Origin of the sequence: Neisseria animaloris, from assembly GCF_900637855.1 — a bacterium.
Classification (GTDB): Bacteria; Pseudomonadota; Gammaproteobacteria; order Burkholderiales; family Neisseriaceae; genus Neisseria; species Neisseria animaloris.
The window spans coordinates 1,907,065-1,922,670 of the sequence record NZ_LR134440.1 but is presented as its reverse complement, the minus strand read 5'-3'; the positions used below and the strand labels follow the sequence as shown (position 1 = coordinate 1,922,670).

The window sequence follows — 15,606 nt, the reverse complement described above, 5'->3', positions numbered from 1 at the left end:
TGCTATAATTTCTGCCGTTTATTTCATTACGGTTCGGCTGCCATTATTCCTCCGCTGTTGCGGCCGATTTCCCTTGTCAAGAAAGCCTATCCACAATGAGCGAAGAATACTTATTTACTTCTGAATCCGTATCGGAAGGCCACCCCGATAAAGTGGCCGACCAGATTTCCGATGCCATTCTCGATGCCATTCTGGCACAAGACCCGACCGCACGCGTCGCCGCCGAAACGTTAGTCAATACCGGTTTGTGCGTGCTGGCCGGCGAAGTTACCACCACCGCCCATGTCGACTACATCAAAGTGGCGCGCGAAACCATCAAGCGCATCGGTTACAATTCTTCCGAACTCGGTTTCGATGCCGACGGCTGCGCGGTCATGATGTGCTACGACCAGCAATCGCCCGACATTGCCCAAGGCGTGAACGAGGGCGAAGGCATTGATTTGAACATGGGCGCGGGCGATCAGGGCTTGATGTTCGGATACGCCTGCGACGAAACCCCCACTCTGATGCCGTTTACCATTTACTACAGCCACCGCCTGATGCAGCGTCAAAGCGAAGTGCGCAAAGACGGCCGCCTGCCGTGGCTGCGCCCCGACGCCAAAGCGCAATTGACCTGCGTGTATGATGCCGAAACCGGTAAAGTAAAACGTATCGACACCGTAGTATTGTCTACCCAGCACCACCCGGACATCGACCGCGAAGAGCTGATTAAAGCGGTGAAAGAACACATTATCTTCCCCGTGCTGCCGAAAGATATGCTCACTGAAGACACCAAATACCTGATCAACCCTACCGGCCGTTTCGTGATCGGCGGCCCGCAAGGTGACTGCGGCTTAACCGGCCGTAAAATCATCGTCGACACCTACGGCGGCGCCGCTCCGCACGGCGGAGGTGCATTTTCAGGCAAAGACCCCACCAAAGTGGACCGTTCCGCCGCTTATGCCTGCCGTTACGTAGCCAAAAATATTGTCGCCGCAGGTTTGGCTACCCAGTGCCAAGTACAGGTCTCCTACGCCATCGGTATCGCCGAACCGACTTCGATTTCCATCGATACTTTCGGCACCGGCAAAGTGGACGAAGCCACACTGATCCGAATCGTGCGCGACAATTTCGACCTGCGCCCGAAAGGCATCATCCAAATGCTCGACCTGCAACGCCCGATTTACAGCAAAACCGCCGCCTACGGCCACTTCGGCCGCGAAGAGCCTGAATTCACTTGGGAACGCACCGACAAAGTGTCCGCTTTGAGAGCTGCCGCAGGGCTGTAACATTCAGCTGATTCAAAGGCCGTCTGAAAAGAAGTTTTCAGACGGCCTTTTGTTGTTGCGGCATACAAGGCAACGGCCTGCTGACACAATACACAGCGAATCAACCTCAAAAAATAACACACATCATCCTTCAGACTGCCCCGAGCATGATGAACCGGGATAAAGAAAGTAAGTTTATTTACGCTAGGCCGTCTGAAAACCATATTTTTCAGACGGCCTATATTGGTTTATATTTACAAATAGCTGCGATAACCGCAATGTATTATGCCGAAACCATACCGGCACGCCACACCGTAAAACAATCGGATTTCACAGTGGCACGCATTTGCCGACACATCGAAAAACATCAGGAGCCGCACCATGCCGAACCAGCCGCCCGCATCCCTGTTCACCCCCGCCCGCCTTATCGTTGTCGGTGCCAGCGAACGACCGCACAGCTTGGGCGAGCGCGTGCTCACCGCCCTACTCCACACACCTTTCTGCGGGCAGATTACACCCGTCAACCTGCGCCATAAAACCGTCGGCGGTCTGAAAGCCTATGCCAATATCGGCCGTGTTCCGGAAACCGCTGATGCCGCAATAATTCTTACCCCGCCGCCTAGTTACGATGCATTGTTCAAAGCCTGCCATAAGCAGCAAATCCCCTATGCGGTGCTGGTTCAGGATTGGGACAATCTCTGCGCTGAATCATGGGCAGAAGCACAAACCGCAATTGAAAAAGCACGCAAACTCGATCTTCGCATCGCCGTTTGCCATCCGGCCGCCATCCAAATGCCTGCGGCGGGCCTCAACACCGGCATTTATCCCGCCGCACCCGCCGGAAACGTCGCCGTCATCAGCGGCCATGCTTCGTTCGGTGCCGAATTAACCGGACAGTTGCAACAGGCCGGATTAGGCATTTCACGCCATATCTGTATCAACTTTGCGCTCAGCCCCATCAAGTCCGCCGACATTTTGCACGATTTCGCCGTAAGCCCCGACACCCATTTTATTGTGGCGGAATACAATCCGAACGAAAACTTACGCCGTCTTTTCAGCACCTTGCGCCAAACCGCCCGCCGCAAACCCGTTATCCTTCATGTCAGCCGCCATGCCGATGCTGAAGAACAAGCGATACTGCATTACCTCTCCCAACATTGCGGCTGCCTGCTTACCTTTACCCGCGAAGAACTCACAGCCGCCCTTCATGCCCTCGGCAGCCGCAACCACACCGCCCGCAAGCTGCATGTTATCGCCAACGAACCATGCGGCTGGCTGCAAACGCAAGCCGCCTCCCTCGGCCTTTCCCTGCAACTGCCTCCCGATAACGACAGGCCGTCTGAAAACAGCTACGGCTACATCGGCAGCAACCCTTCCACCATGCACTACCGGGCATTGGCGGAAAGCTGCCTGCAACACAACCAAACCGAGGCCCTGCTCGCCATAGTCTCCCGCACCGCAGACGGCAGCGAAGCGGAAATTACCCGTATTTTAAGTAATCTCCAAGCCCGGTCCGAAAAACCCGTATTGATCAGCAGCCCGTTTTCAGACGGCCTCCTGCAATTCAAACAAGCAACACAGGCTTTACAGGCTTTCCAATTCCAATCGGTATATAACGAATTGAAACGGCTTAAAATCCAAACCGCCAAACCGTATCCCGCCTACCTGAAAACGCCGACCGTCGGCGACATACAAGAAGCCCTCGGAGACCTGTCGCAACTTGCCAAAGCCCTTTACCTGCCCGAATACAAAACACGGGAAGCAGGCGCGCAAATCGAATTTATTTTCAGACGGCATCACCGCTACGGCGGCGTGCTCTATGCCTTTACCGCCGGCCGCACCCTTGCCGTTTTGCCGCCGTTTACCACCATCGACGCAGAACGTCTGATCCAACAAACCGATTCAAAACGCCACCAAAAAACCATTCACCAACTGCTGCACAGCCTGAACACCGTTGCGGATAACATGCCCCGTATCGACACGATAGCGGTTTCCATCGTCAACGGCAGCCCCGGCACGGACATTACGCTTACCACGGAAAACAGCACTGCCGAAAATGTGCTGGCTCCCTACCCCATCCAGTCCGCCCACAACTTTACCCTAAAAAACGGCCAAACCCTGCACATCAGACCGTTAATTCCCGAAGATGCCGAGTCCAAACAGCAATTCGTCCAAAACATGAACGAAACAGACCGCCACAGCCGCTATATGATGTACATCAAAGCCCTCAGCCCCGCCATGCTGTCGCAAGCCTGCAATCTCGACTACTGCTGCGAAGGTGCTTTCACCGCCGAAAGCGAAGACGGCACCCTGCTCGGAGTCAGCCGTTTCAGCGGCACCGATTCCCCCGGGCAATGCGAATTCGGCATCGGCATCGCCACAGCCGCACAAGGCCAAGGCTTGGCCGTACATCTGATGCAGCAAATCATCGGTTTGGCCAAACAACAAGGTTACCGGCAGATGACTGCCGAAATCCTCAAAACCAACCGTTCCATGCTGAAACTGGCAGAAAAACTCGGTTTTGAAACCCGCCCGTCCCCTCACGATAAAGAATTGGTTGAAGCCTGCTTAAACCTTTTCCCGCCGGCAAACAACATAAAACGTAATTTCAGGCAACAAATCCTTGCAAAGAAACCATAAATTGCCCTAAAATTAGCGGTTTTCTATATATCCGATTTTCACAAAAGGAATTACCATGGTAGTTATCCGTTTAGCCCGCAGCGGCTCAAAACACCGCCCGTTTTACAACGTAGTTGTTACCGACTCACGCAACCGCCGCGACGGCCGCTTCATTGAGCGCGTAGGCTTCTATAACCCCGTTGCCAACGAAAAACAAGAACGCGTGCGCCTGAATGCCGAGCGTTTGAACCACTGGATCGCACAAGGCGCACAAGTAAGCGATGCCGTGGCCAAGCTGGTTAAAGAACAAAAAGTTGCCGCTTAATTAAACACTACTGCCATGACCGACACTCAACAACGGGTAGCTATGGGCTACATCAAAGGCGTATTCGGCATTAAAGGCTGGCTCAAAATCGCCGCCAATACCGAATACGCCGATAGTCTTTTAGACTACCCAGAGTGGCAGCTAAGCAAAAACGATCATCGCCTGCAAGTTACTCTGGAAAGCGGCAAAGTAATTAACGGCGAATTACAGGTAAAATTCGAAGGAATAGGCGACCGTGACGAGGCATTTGCATTGCGCGGCTATACTATCGAAATCTCTCGCGAATCTTTCGCTCCGGCAGAAGAAGACGAATATTACTGGGCCGATTTAGTAGGCATGAGCGTAACAAACACCGAAGGCATTAATCTCGGCACCGTTAAAAACCTCATGGAAACAGGTGCCCACGATGTCTTGGTTATCAACGGTGAGCATGGTCAAAAATTGATACCTTTCGTATCCTACTATATCGAAAACGTGGATACGGAAAATAAAACCATTACTGTTGATTGGGGTTTGGATTACTGATGCTGATTCAAGTCATTACCCTATTTCCGGAAATGTTTGCAAGCATTACCGGGTACGGCGTAACCGGACGGGCACGAAAACAGAACCTTTGGCAGTTTCAGGCCATCAATCCCCGCCGTTTTGCCGACAACAAACTGGGCTATATTGACGACCGTCCTTTTGGCGGCGGTCCCGGTATGATTATGATGGCTCCTCCATTGCAAGCAGCCATCGAAGAAGCCAAATCTCACCATAGCAATAACAATAGCAGGGTGATTTACCTCAGCCCGCAAGGCGTGCCGCTAACCCACGCGAAAGCTACTAAGCTGGCAACATTAGATAACCTTATACTACTCTGCGGTCGCTATGAAGGCATAGACGAACGCTTATTGCAGAGCAGTGTAGATGAAGAAATCAGCATAGGTGATTTTGTCGTTTCCGGCGGCGAATTACCGGCCATGATGCTGATAGATGCCGTCTTAAGATTAATTCCCGGTGTATTGGGCGATACGCAATCGGCTGAACAAGATTCTTTTGCAGACGGCCTGTTAGATTGCCCCCACTACACCAGACCAATAGAATTTCAGGGTATGGAAGTTCCCGAAGTATTACGTTCGGGCAACCATAACCTGATTGCCGAGTGGCGATTAAAAGAATCGCTACGACGCACCTTGGCGCGCCGACCCGACTTATTGGAAAAGCGCAGTTTAATCCCAAAGGAGTCCCGCCTCTTAGATGAAATCAAACAAGAGCAACAGGACACCAATCATAATTAGGAAATAAACAGATGAACTTGATTCAACAATTAGAGCAAGAAGAAATTGCTCGTTTAAATAAAGAAATCCCCGAATTCGCCCCAGGCGATACTGTTGTGGTATCCGTACGCGTAACCGAGGGTAGCCGTACTCGTTTACAAGCCTACGAAGGTGTGGTAATTGCCCGCCGTAACCGCGGTTTGAACAGTAGCTTCATCGTACGTAAAATTTCTAGTGGAGAAGGCGTTGAGCGTACTTTCCAACTGTACTCGCCCAACGTGGAAAAAATCGAAGTTAAACGCCGTGGTGATGTGCGCCGAGCCAAACTATACTATTTACGCGGTCTGACTGGTAAAGCAGCCCGCATTAAAGAAAAATTGCCGGCACGCAAAGGTTAATTTAATCATCATGAACAATACCCGCCTTTATAAGAGAGCGGGTATTTTTATACTGATTAAAATAATCATTTTTTTGATTCAATAAACGTCAGTATTTTTACCGATAGCGATTCGATTGATAATACTACTCTTTTTATCCTTCATAGATAAATTCGACATTATTCATTATCAGTATTTCAAACAATAGTACCGAAGATTATCAAAATTTTAAGTATCGAATCTTAAACCTTTTCTAATAAGTTGGCAGTTAACAAAATCAATCAAACCAATGGCTAGAATGCGTTTGAATATCTATCAGTTGTCACAAAAGCACTAAGTATTGCAATCAAAAAGACAAAAATTATTAATGCAAGATAAATATTAGAAATTAATGTACGTAATAGGGATTTTTGAATTGAGGATTGGACAAGCCACATTATCAACCAAATTGCATTTCTAAACATGCAGTGATTTTTGATGATTAATTTATCGAGCTATTATCAAAATTATTGTGAAAATATGCTTTCTAATCAGTAAAACAGCAAGGTTCTCTTCAATATACTTGAAGAAATTAGCCTTCAAAAAGCTCTACTCATACAAAACACCACCAAATCATATCAAATAACTATTAAGATACGTAAGAACAAGGATTTATGCTTATCAAGTTTACGGAAACTTCAGCTTTTTTTGATTTGATAAAAGAATAAGATTTTTGTAAAAATATAAATAACCTGACAAGCCAATTAAATCAACAAAATAGGCTGCAATTTTTTGCAGCCTATTTTGTTGATTTAATTGGCTCCCCGACCTGGGCTCGAACCAGGGACCTGCGGATTAACAGTCCGTCGCTCTACCGACTGAGCTATCGGGGAAATGTATTAAATTATATTATCAATTGAAATACCTGTCAATTTATGCTCTTTATTTATAATAATTTTCAAAACAGCATAGTGATCAGTACGAATTACTCAATTGACTAATGAATTTAATATGTTAGCTACTTAATAAGAAATTATGAAGATATTTTAACGATGATTTTATAAAATATCTGCAATGTGTTTTGCAGCACGTTTTGCATCCAACAGGATCAATCCCAATTTACCGCTCTCTTTAGCCATTAATGCTAACACTGCATTATTTCCAGCTTGGCTTAACAAAACATAGCCATTTTTACCCTTTACCATCACTTGGTCTAATTCTCCACAAGCCAATTCATGTACCGCTCGATTACCTAACGCTAAAAGAGTGGCAGACATTGCACCTACTCTATCAGCATTAAGATTATTGGGTAACAAAGTCGCAATAGGCAGACCATCCGTTGATATTACTGCCGATGCAGTAATATCAGTAGAAGTATTATTCAAATCACTTAGCACGGAAATTAATAATTGTTCACGCATTTTTATTCCAATCCAAACTTAAATGAAAGGTTATAAACCCATCACTCATACTATCTATAAATTTAATTTTTACTTACTGTCTTCCGTAACGGTTATATAAAACCTTCACTAAAGTAACAAAAGCTTCTTTATTCAAATCAGGCATTCCACCAATTACTAAAATTAGTTTACTCATGCCAATATACAATGGAAAGAAAGTCAACTCGCTTTGACCTGAGGGATCACAAATACCCCATGCATTATGATGAATGTGCAAATTATTCTTAATTAAAAGTTGATGTCTATCCGAAATCTCAGCAACCTCACTTGCCAGAATACCCAACTCTTCCGCCGCTTCATGATGAAAACCTGCATTAGCGAAATATAAACCGTTTTCATCCGCTAACAGAGCTCTTCCTGAATTGGAAAGTTGTGCCAATAATTCGGGTAATTGCTCATCCGATAAATTTACATCATCTGTACTTATATTTTCCTCTCCATAAAGGAATTCAAGCCGCTGTAGACGATAAAGCAAATTTAATGCACTATCTATATCACTGGTATCTGCCCATGCTAACAATTTTTCGCTACTGATAGTCTCTGTTGCATCAGCACGTAATAAACCATACAAAAGGGTACGGCTGGCACTTGGTGTATCTCCTGAAACTGCATAATAAGCACCCGCCGGAGTGATTTTAGGGTACAAATTCGATTGTAAAGAAAGTGTTGATTCCATTTTATACCTCTAATCCCGGATCAATTGAGAACAACATTGCACTAACCAGTTGTTTTACATCTTCCTCGCGGCGAGCATCAATTTCAAAAACTGGTACATTAAAATTATTCTGTGCTAAATATTTTTGGTACACATCCACTCCGGGCAAAGAACGGATATCCATTTTGGTAACACCCACAACCAACGGAGCTGTTTTTAACAACTCTCGGAAAGCATCCAAGAAAAATTGCAAATCTTTTAAAGGGTTGGTACGTGTATTATCCAACAGTAGAATTAGGCCCATACTCCCTTGGCTTAAAATTTCCCACATAAAATTGAAACGTTCCTGCCCTGGTGTACCATAAAGATGAACTTTTGTTTCTTCATCCAAACAAATTACACCATAATCCATTGCTACCGTAGTATACCCTTTTCTGACTAAAGTCATATCAGAAGCATCTGCATCTGTTTGAACTGGTGGTTCATCAGATAAAGCTGAAATAGCTGTTGTTTTACCTACGCCAACAGGACCGGTAAAGATAATCTTATTTTCCTTCATTACATACCCCTTAAATATTAACGTTTACCGATTAACTTACGCATCAAGCGTTGGAGTAGACTGCGTGGTTGTTCTGCCGATGGACTAACGGCTTTTTCAGCGTCTTTAGCCATTTGGTTGTCAGGCACATCACTATTAACATTAACGCTATCAGTTGAAATATTTTCCTGTTTATCTTGTACTGTGAATTCACTATCAGTAGCCAAAAAGCCTGTAACAGAGGTGGCTGCCAAATAATTTAAAATATCCGGCATATCCAAAGGCATAACTTTATAGAGAATATTCAAATTCACGGAAGTTTTTGTTAGAAAAGCAGATAAGCGCATTGACTCAGGTACTGGCGCAAGACGTGTAAGATTTGGCCAACGTTTTAATGTAAAAACGGTCTGCGGTGTCATTGGATAAATTAATCGCCCTTGAGCTGTCCAAATAGCCATTTGCCATAGGCAAGACATAATGGTTACTTTAGCTTTTTCTTTCCATTGCGGGTTGTCGGGTACTGCTTTGCATACAACTGCGAGGTTATCATTCCTACTTAATTTTTCTAACTCTGCCGCACTAATTGTAAGCAATACACGCTGAATACTCGGAAATACGATTAAAACCGGTTTTCCTTCATGCAACACAGCAATATCTTGATGTCCTTGGCTGGCAAATTTCAATGCACCAAGCAAACCTTTTTGTGGATTAAATCGATGAATTGTTGTCTTACGCGGCCCTGCTGTATGATTGATATTCGCATCTTCTTCTAAATTTCTGTGCCCAGAAGCCTCAAAAATACCTCCTCCTTGAGACAAGCTGCGAAGTATGGGAAACAAAGTATCAAATTTAATCGGTTTAGCTAGATAAGGTGTTGTAACAATGGGCTCTCGACTAGAGAACATCACCACCGGAATATCCTGATAGATTTCTTTTAGAGTTTTCCATTTTTCCATACCTTTTTCAGTGTCAGTATCGACCAACACCAAATCAGGCTCCCTTTCTGATTCCGGGGTAACAATTTCATAATTGGTGGTATTATGCATTTTAAATGCCATACGAAACACGGCATCTTGTTGTTCGCCCATTTCTTGCAACATAATCCGCACAGTTTTAATTTTTGGTAACAGATTGTCCATTATCGGTACTCTTCAAAAGTATTTGGTTATTTGGAATGTTGATTGACACGGCGGAGCAGGCGGCTCATAGCCAAAACAACTTCTTCTGGCAAACTTTCTACACGCTCACGCAACAAGCGTAAGAATTGCTCCAATCGAGGCCAATCTTCCGCACGCTCGTATAAGTCAAACAACATAATATAAAGCTGAGACTCTTTCGGGTATTGCAGGACAGCCTGCTCCAAAGTACCGATAGCCTGTTCCAATTGCCCGTACATCAGTAAAGATTCCACTTCTTTAATAGCTTCTTCTGCAGGAGAAGAGTTTGCGCTGATAAGCGAAGCATCTTTTTGCACCAGATCACGGTATTTGGCTTTCAGTTGCAAGGAAGTTGGTTGCAAATAACCTCTTTCCAATCCAATCTCGCGAACTTTCTGTTCAGACGGCCCCTTTTCTAAATCATCAAATACTTCATGATAACCAAGGCTATATCCCCACCCTAGCATACGTTCTTTTACTTGACGTCCATACTGTCCCAAAGCGTAATATAACTTCCATAAGTGCTTGGCAAACTGATTAACTTCTTCATGTTGGTAATCTAACTTCAGAGCATCAATGATCAAGCTTGCCGGCTTGGAAGATTTTTGAATGGCACGATTGTATTGTTGTAATGCCGTTTCATAATCTACTTTATTATTTAGGATTCTTGCACTCTTCTCAGGCTTCACAAAGCCGATAACAGCACTCATCTCCTCACTACTTACATCATTCCAGTCAACTTGGCCGATAACAATCGGACTGCGCGTTGATTTTGCACCACCATTTGAAGTTTGTGCATCCGCAGTATTATTAATGGTTAATGTTGGGCTTGCGGCTTGAAGATCTTCCAAACCGGTTTTCTCGCCTATTTGACGGGCAACTTCTCTCATACCCCAACCTAAGCGGCGTTCAGCCATAACCCGCAAGGGCAGATGGGTAGAGTTTGCAATCAAGCCGGCTTTGATATACTCGGCCAAGCTCTCCTCTGTTAGTGCTTCGCCGTGTTTTTCAAGCGTGTCCGCAAGCAAGTCGATATCGTTAGTGCGCAGACTCAAACCAATTAACTCATGTACAAGTTTTTCAGGAGCCCCGTCTTTCAAACCGCCGAGATAACCCGCAAGGGAAGCTGCCGCTTTGCTTTCATAGCCAAACTGTTTATACACCTGATACTCGGTCAGCGGATCGACTTCCTGTACAGAAACGGATGCCGTAGCAGTTTCAGCATGACCTCCGCTGTCCCATTCCCAATCTTGATTTTCTGTTTCAGCAACTGATTGCGAAACTTTATCCATCCAGTCGCTACTGCCGGCTGCATGCCCTGTTCATGCAACATGGCGGCTTGACCTGGATGTTTTGGCTGATTTGCTTTGCTTTTTTGTCGGTTTGCCGCTACTTTGCTTGTAGCGCACAAACAACAACACTAGCAAAAGCAGCGCCAGTAATATAATTAAAAGTGAATAATTCAAGGATATCTCCCGATACGTGTAGCAACCCAATCAGGTAAATGATGTTACTACCTGATAAGTATTGGGCATATTAAAGCTATGTTGTCCCCTAAGTGCATCATGATAACATGATTTAACTGATTATTACATCAATAAACTATTTTAACATCTTTTGTTTTGATGTTAATGCAACTCAAAACATCCTATGGATTCTACATGCGCGGTTTGGGCGAACATATTCATCACACCTGCCGCTTTAAAGCAATAACCTTTATCTACTAAAACGGCGGCATCCCGTGCAAATGTGGACGGATTGCAGGATACATAAACTATTCTTTTGGGCAAATACGGCTTATGCAGGGCCTGAACAACTGCATATGCTCCGCTTCTTGGCGGATCAAGCAACATTTTATCGAATACGCCCCATGACGCTACCGTGGCGGCATCGGTTTCAAACAAATCAGCCGTCTGAAATGATGTTTTACTGCCACAATTATTTAATCGTGCGTTTTCGGAAGCCCGCTGAGTTAAAAAATCGGCACCTTCGATGCCGACAACATCAGCACCTTGTTTGGCCATGGGAATACTGAAATTTCCCAAGCCGCAAAACAAGTCGGCCACTCTTTCTCCCATTTTGATATCTAACAAACGTAATGCTCTGCTGACCATTAGAGCATTCAAATGAGGATTAATTTGGGTAAAGTCACCGGGACGAAAAGGCATTTGCACGCCGAATTCCGGTAAGCTGTAGGTGAGTTGAGGTGCTTGTTCGGGATAAAATGGGAAGGCTTTACCTTCGCCGTATTGCAGCCAAATTTGCCATTCCTGAACGTTTGTTTTATTCAAGCCATCTGAAAACTTCCTGAGTCTCTGCTTTGTGCTTTCGGACGGTTCATTTTCTATACAGACATTTAAAACTGTAACCTGTTCCCCAATCAAAAATTCTATATGGTGGACACGCTCTTTTCTGTCGGCACAATTTTGCAGCAAATTTCTTAATTCAGGCAACATATTTGAAACATGCTTTGGCAAAACCGGGCAATTAACGGCATTAACAACATCATGTGTTTTACGGGACTGAAACCCTAATTTCAGACGGCCTTCTCGATTTACCGACACACTAAGCCGTGCACGGTGGCGGTAAGCCCATGGCATACCGTAAATAGGAGAAAGCAATTGCTGAGGTAATACCTTACCTATACGTAATAATTGCTCTTCTAATATTCTCTGTTTGAAAGCAATTTGTGATGACGGTGAAGCATGCTGTAAAACACATCCTCCACATGTATCAAAATAACAACATTTAGGTTCTACCCTTTCGGCGGATGCTTTTATAACGGCAACAGTTTCTGCTTCGTCAAATTGTTTTTTACTTCGGGTAAGACGGTAAATTACTTGTTCAGACGGCAACGCCCCCTTAATAAAAACCGTTTTCCCGTTTACCCGAGCCACTCCCCTTCCTTCATAATCTAACGAAAAAACTTCTGCAATGTTTTCTGATTTCATGCACTTAGTCCTGCTTCAGGCCGCCTGAAAATATATTCCGACACCTTACCGTTGAATGGTATTTCATCACCGAATTTTTTATTTTCTCACAAAAATCCAGATATTACGGTATTATTCCCGGCTGTTTTCTATTTATGAATCATCCATTACCAATACAAGCAATGAAAAAAACCGGATTCGGCCTGCTGGTGCTTTCTATAAGTGCAACAGCTTTTGCCAACACCCCCGTACCAGATTTTTCTCCTATTAAATCAGGCCAGCATGTTGTGATTAATATTCCACAACAACGTCTGTTTGTGTATACCGACGGCAAGCTGACCAAAGCATATCCTGTTGCTGTCGGAAAAGCCTTAACCCAAACCACCTTAGGTGAGCACAAAATCGGGGCAAAGGCGTTCAACCCCACATGGCATATCCCCAAAAGTATTCAAAAAGAACGCAACGACGGTGTTAAAACCATTCCGCCCGGCCCGAAAAATCCGTTAGGGCCCGTATTCGTGCGTATGGGCGACCCGAAACTGGGATTAGGCATTCACGGCACCAATGCGCCGAGCAGCGTACCGGGAGTGCGCAGCCATGGTTGTGTGCGCATGAAATCTCCGGATGCGCTCGAGTTTGCCAAGACCATTACCAGCGGCTCCCCTGCTTCTGTGATTTACCAAATGGCCGCGCTGAACACCGATGCCAACAACAATCTGTGGCTGGCGGCCTTCCGCGATCCGTACGACAAGAAAAATCTTGATGTTGCCGCTTTGCGTAAAAGCATTAATGCGTGGGCGAAAGCACATGGAAAAAATATTAATACCAAGCGTGTCGAAGCTATTTTGAAAAACAAAACAGGCCACCCCAACTGCTTGACCTGTGCCAAAGGTATCAAACTTAAAGGTCCGTTGCAGTCGCTGGCATGGACCGACGGCTTGGCCGATCTTACCAAACCGAAAGCCGCGCCTGTTCCGCCTCCTGTTAAAGACGAAGTTTTGCCGTCGGGCACAGCGATTGAGGTGGATGAAGAAATGACCAAACCCGAACCGGGAGTTTCTTCCAACACCGTGCCAGCACCTGCACCTACCTCCTCACCCGCGTCGAAACCTGCTCCGGAACCTTCTGCCGGCCAGTACCACCCCTCCAAAAACAAGGAGCTGATAGAAGAGCTGTTCTAAATGCTTTTCTAATCGAATCAGGCCGTCTGAATTCTTTCAGACGGCCTGACATCTTCATTTTCACCTCTCAGTGACTGTCAACATCCGCCACTATGTGAAACTTTGCTAAAATGCCCACCATATTTTTCAGACGGCCTTGTTACTTACATTCATAACCTGAAGGCCGTCTGAACTACTTTTGATATTTGAGAAACTGATTATTTTCAGACGGCCTTCCGCCAACGGCCGAACCGGTTGCCAATGCCGTCTGAAACACCCATACCATGTATAAAGTTATACCGATTATCCATATTCTTTCCAAACTCGGCGTGCTGTTTTCGATACTGCTGCTGGTGCCGACGTTTGTGTCTTATCTTTATTTAGACGACGCACTCTTGGCATTCGGGCGCACTGCGTTGGTTACGATTGTGGCCTCTTCCGCCATATGGCTGCTGACTTTGCAATACGACCGCGAACTGCGTCCGCGCGACGGTTTTACACTGGTGTTTATGTTGTGGCTGGGCTTTGCATTGGTGGCCGCCATGCCGCTTTATCTCTATTTTCCGCATATAAGTTACACCGATGCCTTTTTCGAAGCCATGTCGGGGCTGACCACCACCGGTGCAACGGTCATTACCAGTTTGGACACACTGGCTCCCTCCATCAATTTCTGGCGGCATATGCTCAACTGGTTGGGCGGCATGGGGATTATCGTCCTCGCCGTCGCCATTCTGCCGATGTTGGGTGTGGGCGGCACACAGCTTTTCAAGGCAGAAATCCCGGGGATCGACAAAGACAGTAAAATGGCACCGCGCATTTCGCAAGTTGCGAAAAAATTATGGCTGCTCTATGTAGGCTTTACCGCCGCAACCTGTATAGCTCTACATTGGGCAGGCATGAGCTGGTTCGATGCCGTATGCCACGCCATGGCTGCCCTTGCGTTGGGCGGCTTTTCAACACACGATGACAGCATTGCCTACTTCAACTCTCCCGTCATCGAAGCTGTGATTATGATGGCTACTTTGGCAGGAGCAATCAGTTTTGCCAGCCATTTTTCCGCATTGAAGAGCCGTTCGCTAAAAAGCTATTGGCGCGACGAAGAATGCCGCGTTCTGCTGACTACATTAACCATCAGCATCACAATAGTCAGTTTTTATTTATGGCACTTAAACCACTACCCTTCACTTGAGGAAGCGTTCCGTTTTGTCGGTTTCAATTTCATATCCATAGGATTGGCAAGTGGGTTTGCCAATGCCGATTTCTCCCAATGGCCGCTGATTGCCGCTTTATGGATGTTTTTCCTTTCCAACATACTCGCCAGCTCAGGCTCTATGGGCGGCGGCATGAAAAGCGTACGTGCCATTGTGCTGTTTAAATTCAGCCTGCGCGAAATGATGATGCTGTTGCACCCGAAAGCCGTACGTAACGTCAAAGTAAACGGCCGCACCATTCCCGAACGAATGGCGCTTACCGTAATGGCTTTCGTTTTCGTATATTTTATGACAGTAGTGCTGTTCACATTTTTAATGATGGCTACCGGTTTGGATTTTATCTCTTCATTTACCGGCATTATCGCGTGTATTACCAATGCCGGCCCGGGATTGGGCGAAATCGGCCCGGCCCGAAACTATGCAGGGCTCAGCGATTTTCAAAAATGGCTGTGTACTGCCGCAATGTTGCTGGGACGGTTGGAAATTTTTACCGTTGCCATCTTGTTTACCCCCGCTTATTGGAAAAAATAGGCAACATTGTAAAACCTCTTTTTCAGACAGCCTCTTACCCAAACACCGCATACCTCAAAAAAAGCAAAGTTTTCAGGCCGTCTGAAAATCCTATTCTTTCAAAAATGTAAATCCCGCTTTATCGTTTTGAGGGGCGGTATAAATCGTTTAAAATCGAA

The 15,606-nt window shown here is 45.9% G+C and carries 13 protein-coding genes, 1 tRNA gene and 1 pseudogene; 8 read left to right on the top strand and 7 right to left on the bottom strand.

Translation table 11 applies throughout. The annotated features are described in order from the left end of the window. The first annotated feature begins 95 nt into the window (after window positions 1–95). The 6 genes from metK to rplS all read left to right on the top strand — a co-directional run bounded on the left by metK (window position 96) and on the right by rplS (window position 5,848). Window positions 96–1,268, top strand: a complete 1,173-nt coding sequence (metK, locus tag EL216_RS09025; RefSeq protein WP_085391179.1) for a methionine adenosyltransferase — start codon at window positions 96–98, stop codon at window positions 1,266–1,268. 360 nt (window positions 1,269–1,628) lie between these two features. Further along, window positions 1,629–3,887 (top strand): bifunctional acetate--CoA ligase family protein/GNAT family N-acetyltransferase, encoded by a 2,259-nt coding sequence (locus EL216_RS09020; protein WP_085391180.1) that lies wholly within the window; start codon window positions 1,629–1,631, stop codon window positions 3,885–3,887. Between the two features lie 55 nt (window positions 3,888–3,942). Then, complete coding sequence (gene rpsP / locus EL216_RS09015) at window positions 3,943–4,191, top strand: 30S ribosomal protein S16 (protein ID WP_085391181.1); 249 nt, start codon at window positions 3,943–3,945, stop codon at window positions 4,189–4,191. 15 nt (window positions 4,192–4,206) lie between these two features. Further along, entirely contained in the window at window positions 4,207–4,716 is a 510-nt protein-coding gene (rimM, locus tag EL216_RS09010; protein WP_085391182.1) for a ribosome maturation factor RimM, read from the top strand. Next, a complete protein-coding gene (trmD, locus tag EL216_RS09005) occupies window positions 4,716–5,471 on the top strand; it encodes a tRNA (guanosine(37)-N1)-methyltransferase TrmD (protein ID WP_085391183.1) in 756 nt (251 codons plus the stop codon). The genes rimM and trmD overlap by 1 nt, the downstream gene beginning before the upstream one ends. 11 nt (window positions 5,472–5,482) lie before the next feature. Continuing rightward, a complete protein-coding gene (rplS, locus tag EL216_RS09000) occupies window positions 5,483–5,848 on the top strand; it encodes a 50S ribosomal protein L19 (protein WP_085391184.1) in 366 nt (121 codons plus the stop codon). 775 nt (window positions 5,849–6,623) lie between these two features. On the opposite strand, the gene EL216_RS08995 is transcribed toward rplS, so the two are convergent. The 7 genes and pseudogenes from EL216_RS08995 to rlmD form a co-directional block, all read right to left on the bottom strand. Continuing rightward, window positions 6,624–6,699 (bottom strand) — tRNA-Asn (locus EL216_RS08995). 165 nt (window positions 6,700–6,864) lie between these two features. Then, on the bottom strand, window positions 6,865–7,227 hold the full coding sequence (locus EL216_RS08990) for a roadblock/LC7 domain-containing protein (protein ID WP_085391145.1): 363 nt from the start codon (window positions 7,225–7,227) through the stop codon (window positions 6,865–6,867). 73 nt (window positions 7,228–7,300) lie between these two features. Next, window positions 7,301–7,942: a peptidase M23 gene (locus EL216_RS08985; protein ID WP_085391144.1), complete on the bottom strand. Its 642-nt coding sequence runs from the start codon at window positions 7,940–7,942 to the stop codon at window positions 7,301–7,303. 1 nt (window position 7,943) lies between these two features. Further along, window positions 7,944–8,480 carry a GTP-binding protein gene (locus EL216_RS08980; protein WP_085391143.1) on the bottom strand — a complete coding sequence of 179 codons (537 nt, stop codon included), beginning with the start codon at window positions 8,478–8,480 and terminating at the stop codon, window positions 7,944–7,946. A gap of 17 nt (window positions 8,481–8,497) precedes the next feature. Then, a complete protein-coding gene (locus EL216_RS08975; protein WP_085391142.1) occupies window positions 8,498–9,598 on the bottom strand; it encodes a response regulator in 1,101 nt (366 codons plus the stop codon). After that, window positions 9,573–11,088, bottom strand: a pseudogene (locus tag EL216_RS08970) (tetratricopeptide repeat protein). The gene EL216_RS08975 and the pseudogene EL216_RS08970 overlap by 26 nt, the downstream one beginning before the upstream one ends. Before the next feature lie 156 nt (window positions 11,089–11,244). Beyond that, entirely contained in the window at window positions 11,245–12,567 is a 1,323-nt protein-coding gene (rlmD, locus tag EL216_RS08965; protein ID WP_085391141.1) for a 23S rRNA (uracil(1939)-C(5))-methyltransferase RlmD, read from the bottom strand. Between the two features lie 161 nt (window positions 12,568–12,728). On the opposite strand from rlmD, the gene EL216_RS08960 reads away from it, so the two are divergent. Next, window positions 12,729–13,727: a L,D-transpeptidase gene (locus tag EL216_RS08960; RefSeq protein WP_085391140.1), complete on the top strand. Its 999-nt coding sequence runs from the start codon at window positions 12,729–12,731 to the stop codon at window positions 13,725–13,727. 263 nt (window positions 13,728–13,990) lie between these two features. After that, window positions 13,991–15,448: a TrkH family potassium uptake protein gene (locus EL216_RS08955; protein ID WP_085391139.1), complete on the top strand. Its 1,458-nt coding sequence runs from the start codon at window positions 13,991–13,993 to the stop codon at window positions 15,446–15,448. The last annotated feature ends 158 nt before the right edge of the window (window positions 15,449–15,606 follow it).